The organism is Pseudomonas sp. (genome assembly GCF_036387035.1).
GTDB lineage: Bacteria > Pseudomonadota > Gammaproteobacteria > Pseudomonadales > Pseudomonadaceae > Aquipseudomonas.
Genome location: NZ_DASVUM010000040.1, coordinates 1 through 3,759 on the forward strand (window position 1 = coordinate 1; position 3,759 = coordinate 3,759).

Genomic DNA, 3,759 nt, shown 5'->3' on the forward strand with positions numbered 1-3,759 from the left:
CGCCGACCTGCAGGCGACCATGGTTTACGTCACCCATGATCAGGTCGAAGCCATGACCCTGGCCGACAAGATCGTGGTGCTCAACAAAGGCTGCATCGAACAGGTCGGCTCACCCCTGGAGCTTTATCACCATCCGCGCAACCGCTTCGTCGCCGGTTTCATCGGCTCGCCACAGATGAGTTTTCTGCCGGTGACGGCGGTCGCTGTCAGTAGCGAAGGCGTGCAGGTCAGCCTGCCCGGTGGCGCGTTGTTGACGGTTCCGGTGACCGGCGAGCCGATCAAGGCGGGCGACGCATTGACGCTCGGACTGCGGCCCGAGCACCTGTCGGAGCGGGGCGAGGGGGATGCGCAGATTCCGGTCAAGACCCTGGTGGTCGAGCATTTGGGCGGGGAGACCTTCACCCACGCCCAGACTGACGACGGCCATGATCTGATGGTCAAGGGCGAGGGCATGTCGGCGGTCAAGGCGGGTCAGTTGCTGCGCGTTGGGGTGCAGGGCCATCGTTGCCATCTGTTCGATGAACAGGGCCAGGCGCTGGCGCACCGGCGGCATTACACCGAGAGGGGCGCCGATCAGCTGCAGGCGCCCGGGGCGGCCACACTGGCGGGATAGTCCGTTTACTGCACCCCGAACATCGCCGTCCAGTAGATGCCCGCGTCGCTCTTCGGGTCGGTGGCATAGGCGGCGCCAAGGTCATGGAACTGCGGGTTCATGAGGTTGGCGCAATGGCCCGGACTTGCCAGCCAGCCCTCGACCACCTTGCGCGCGTTGTCCTGCCCGGCGGCGATGTTCTCGCCGATCTGCTGACCGATGTACCCCGCCAGTTCCGCACGGTCCCCCGGCGTGCCGCCGTTGCGACCCTTGTGGTCAAAGTAATTATTGTTGGCCATGGAGCGCGAATGGCTTTCGGCTGCGCTCGTCAGGGTGTCGTTCCACACCAGCGGCGCGGCAGCGGAAAACGACTGGGCGCCACATTGCTGCGCCTGTTTGCGCGCCTCGTTGATCAGCCCCAGCAGTTTTTGACCTTCAGCCTGGGCATTGCCCAATCCTCCCGCCAGTAGCGGGCGCGCCAGCACGATGCGCCAGTCGCGATCGTTGCGGCTGACGCCGATGTCGACGAATTGCGGATTGAGCACCACCTGACAAAAGCTCTCTTGAATCGCCGCCATGGCCGCTTGCGCGTCGCGCGGGCCAGAGAGCGTGATCGCCTGGACGCTGACCATCGGATAGGACGCCCGCGCCAGCATTGGCTGCAGGTCGACCGTGCCACTGGCGGGCAGGTTGAGGCGCGGATCGCCGTTCAGCGGCGGCAACTCGGAGGACGCCACATTGGCGCAGGGCTGGGCCTGGCTGCGGTAGGTGTTGATTGACTGAATCAGCTGCGTTTCTTCGCTGGCCACGGCCGTACCTGCCATGAGCAGCGCCAGGGGCATGACCGCAAGACACTGGATGAATGATCTGAAACGCATGAATATCTCCCTCGAACTGACGCGGCCACAGTGCGCGATTTTACCTGTCGCGAATTAGTCTGAGCCGTACAAACCGTGGAGGTTGCAGCGATGCGCAGGGTTTTTGCAATAGCTCGCGGGGAAAACCGGGAAAATCGGTGCGCCATGAGCGCACACGATCTGCCGCCCGCCCAGGATTGGCCTTCGATCATGTGCCCGTCGATGCCGGCGGGTGCCGCGTTATCAGGCCGGGCAGGTATGATGCACCGCTCTATACGCCACCGCCGAACCCTCATTCAGGATCACAATGTCCAGCCCCTCGTTTATCGTCACGCGCCTCGACGCCCCGCCACCGGAATCGATCAAAAGCCAGATCATGCAGAGCGTCATCGACTCGGTCACCGAGCTGAGCATGGTCGCCATCGCCCCGAGCAATCCGTTGTACCCGCTCTACCAATACGGCGTCGGCCATGAAGTGCATCAGTACCTGCAGGCGATGGACGGGACACGGGGGATTGCCGTGGAATTGATCGTGGCACTGGATGCCGAAGACCCTTCGATCGTGGTCGGCTTCCTGCTTTACCTGCCGGTTCAGGAGATGCCGGAGCACGGTCTTTCGTCTCACGATCACCCTTCTGAAGATCAGTCGGCTCAAACTGCGCTGCCAGCGTGCGCCGTGGCGTACATGGCGGTGCAGACATCACGTCGCCGCCAGGGCGTGGCGCGGGCCATGCTGAGCAAGATGACCGAACGCTACCCTCACGCCGAGCTGGCGTGCTTCGTCGCGAAGGTTCCGGTGTTCGAAGCGCTGGGCTTTCAGGTATTGGGTGCGCGCGGCCCGCAGGTGCTGATGAACACGCTCGAACGGCAGACCGATGGCTTACTGGCCGTGCTGGACGTCGCGCCGATTTACAACTCGCTGGAGGTGCGGCAGATCCACAGCTACCTGCTCAAGCAGCACGGCAAGCGCGCGATGACTGATGCGGAAAAACAGCGGGACCGTCATCTCGACCAGTTGACGCGGCAAGCGCGGCTGTTCGTCAACGAGCGTCTGGGCGAGCCGGGCGCGCAGGCCGCCAGAGCCTTTCTGCACGGACCGCGACTTGTGTAGAGCCCGCTTCAGCGGACGGCCTCATTGAGGTCGATCCCGCGTGGGTCCTTGCTCCAGATTTCCAGGAGGAAATCGCGCTCCGCGTGATGCAGAGTGCGTTCCATGGCCAGGTGCCGGGCGAGCACCTGATGCACTTCGCGGCCCTCCATCGGGCAGCCTTCGATAGGGTGCAGCCAGTGGCAGGCCAGCACCGCGCCGTCGGGCGTCAGGCTTTCGCGAATGCGCTCGATGATCTCGCCAAAAGCATCCGGCGTCAGGTAATAGGCCCATTCGCTGATGACCACCAGATCGAACGTCCCCGTCGGCCAGTCCTGGGGCAAGCATCCTTCCAGCACATCGACGTGGGCGTGTGCCCTCAACCTGTCGCGCGGCAGCGTCACCGCCCGCGGACTGAGGTCCATGCACAACAGCGCGTCGCAGCGCTCGGCCAGGCGCAGGCTCAGTTCGCCATTGGCGCAGCCCGGCTCGAAGATGCGCGCATAGCGCTGGCGGGGCAGCCCGGCGAGGGTCAGGTCGCGCTTGCGCAGCTCGTACCAGCGCGTGCGAAACGCCCAGGGGTCGTCGCTGTTGGCGAACAGCTCGTCAAAATACTCACCGGACATACTCACAGAAACACCAGTTCGAAAGGCTGCAGCAGGCGCTCCAGCGTTTGCGGGTTCAACACCGCAGGCGCGCCGGTGCTCGGGTCGTTTTCCAACTGGCTCAAGTGGGCACCGATGGCGTGGCGTTTTCGCTGCAGTTGCGCATCGCTGAGCCAGAACTTGCGCGCCTGTTCCCACGGGATGCGCGGGTCGTTCGGTTCAGCCCAGTGCCAGGCCCAGACGGGTATCTCCACCAATCTCGCGCCAGTGTTGGCGACCGCCTGGGCCGCGCAATGGCCGACCGCTTCGTGGTCACAGTGGCCGTCGTGACGCCAGGTGGTCAGCAACACATCCGAGGGGCGCAGGTCTTCGCTGAGCAGGGCGATCAGCGATTCGGCATGGTCAGCGACCTGGCCGTCAGCCAAGCCCAGCCGTTGCCAGGAAAGCCGCGACACGTCCAGGCCCAGGTGGGCGACAGCCTGCTCGCTCTCCCGGCGGCGCTCGGTCCGCAGACGCGGCACGGGCCACAGCGGCGACTGCGGATGACTGCCTTCGCCGTCGGTGACGGCAACCAGTTGCACATCGTTCTGACGCTGCGCCATCGCCGCCAGCAGGCCG

5 protein-coding genes are annotated in these 3,759 nt (G+C 64.6%); 2 read left to right on the forward strand and 3 right to left on the reverse strand.

Translation table 11 applies throughout. From position 1 onward, the window contains the following. Nucleotides 1-613, forward strand: a 613-nt coding sequence (locus VF672_RS03700) for a TOBE domain-containing protein (RefSeq protein ID WP_331101591.1), incomplete at its 5' end; no start/stop codon positions are given. Nucleotides 614-618: 5 nt separating this feature from the next. On the opposite strand, the gene VF672_RS03705 is transcribed toward VF672_RS03700, so the two are convergent. After that, nucleotides 619-1,434: a CAP domain-containing protein gene (locus tag VF672_RS03705; RefSeq protein ID WP_414705570.1), complete on the reverse strand. Its 816-nt coding sequence runs from the start codon at nt 1,432-1,434 to the stop codon at nt 619-621. Between the two features lie 322 nt (nt 1,435-1,756). Here VF672_RS03705 and VF672_RS03710 point away from each other — a divergent pair, with 322 nt between their 5' ends. Continuing rightward, a complete protein-coding gene (locus tag VF672_RS03710) occupies nt 1,757-2,560 on the forward strand; it encodes a GNAT family N-acetyltransferase (RefSeq protein WP_331101595.1) in 804 nt (267 codons plus the stop codon). Between the two features lie 8 nt (nt 2,561-2,568). Here VF672_RS03710 and VF672_RS03715 read toward each other — a convergent pair whose 3' ends face one another. Together VF672_RS03715 and VF672_RS03720 are read right to left on the reverse strand one after the other, a co-directional pair. Continuing rightward, nucleotides 2,569-3,168: a class I SAM-dependent methyltransferase gene (locus VF672_RS03715; protein WP_331101597.1), complete on the reverse strand. Its 600-nt coding sequence runs from the start codon at nt 3,166-3,168 to the stop codon at nt 2,569-2,571. Next, nucleotides 3,165-3,759, reverse strand: a 595-nt coding sequence (locus VF672_RS03720) for a PIG-L family deacetylase (RefSeq protein WP_331101599.1), incomplete at its 5' end; no start/stop codon positions are given. The genes VF672_RS03715 and VF672_RS03720, both read right to left, overlap by 4 nt.